Genomic DNA, 1,202 nt, shown 5'->3' with positions numbered 1-1,202 from the left:
TGTCCAGCCGATAGATGGGTAACAGAATGGACCGGATACATAGGTAACAGTTCTCCCCCTATGAGTCCGCTGCAGCGCCAAGCGGATTGGTTGGCGCGGCGCTGCAGCGGACAAGCGTCATACGCCTTGTGTCGATGATGCCGAGCTGGTGGGCATGGAACGAAAGAGCCCATTGACCATCCTCGGTCTGGGCGGCCGCGACAGCTTCACCAGCCAATGCCTGCGAGACATAGACGAAGCCGCCGTTCCACCTGATCTCGCCATTGTGGCGTACATGACGGACCGCGGCCTCGGCTGGATAATCAGGCTCGGGCAGCATCGTCGGCATGGCGCGCCGGGAGGATCTGTAATGCTGGGCTGGAGTGTCCATGCCGAGCGCCTCATGGGGACGTTCTTCATTGTAGCTGTGCCGGAAGGCCTCGAAGGCCTGGCCCTGGGCCGTTCTGTCGGCCTCCGGTGCCTCGGCCAGCGGCAACAGGGTCAGATGAAAGCGCTCGTGGCGCCCGTTCTGCTGGGGTTTGCCGGGCGCGATCCGCTCCAGGGCGATGCCGAGTTTGATGAAGCGCACCGCAAGCGGTGTCAGCCCGGTGACACCGGCCGACGCGAAGGGCGGGCCATTGTCGCTTCGGAACCGGTCCGGCAGGCCATGCTCCTCAAACAGCCGCTCGAATACCGGCCAGGCCTCGGCATCCGCCGTCGAGCCGGTCGCTTCGAGCGCCAGCAAGTAGCGGCTCGACGCATCCATCACCGTCAACGGTTCGCAACGCCACCCGTCACGGGTCCGGAACCAGCCCTTGTGATCGCCAGTCCACACCGCGTTCGGCCCTTGCGGCTCCGGCCAAGGTCCATTGCCGCAGGCCCGCAGCCGGGTCCGCTTGCGGGCGCCGACAAGCCCATGCCGCGCAAGGATAGCGCCTGCCGTCGAGGCCGACGGCCAGATCAGTTCGGGAGCCGCGCGCTTGAGCCGCGCCACGATCTTCTTGGGCCCCCACAGCGGATACGTCTCCTTCGCCGCCACGATCCGCTCGACAAGATCAAGGGCTGTCGCACGGCCATGATTGAGCGGCGCTCGCGGCCGATCGTGCAAACCCTCCGGGCCAAACTCCCGGTAGCGACCCAGCCATTTATAGCCGATCTTGCGCGAAATGCCGTAGGCCGCACAAAGCTCGCTCATCGTCTCTTCGCCAGAAAGGCAATCCACT

The 1,202-nt window shown here is 65.1% G+C and carries 1 protein-coding gene; it reads right to left on the bottom strand.

What is annotated here, in order from left to right; translation table 11 throughout:
• Positions 1-58: 58 nt before the first annotated feature.
• Positions 59-1,201, bottom strand: coding sequence for an integrase core domain-containing protein (locus EN857_RS33205; RefSeq protein WP_135859704.1), 1,143 nt, complete (start codon positions 1,199-1,201; stop codon positions 59-61).
• Position 1,202 lies beyond the last annotated feature (1 nt).

It is taken from the genome of Mesorhizobium sp. M4B.F.Ca.ET.214.01.1.1 (assembly GCF_004791545.1).
GTDB lineage: Bacteria > Pseudomonadota > Alphaproteobacteria > Rhizobiales > Rhizobiaceae > Mesorhizobium > Mesorhizobium abyssinicae.
This window is presented reverse-complemented; position numbering and strand designations above follow the sequence as displayed.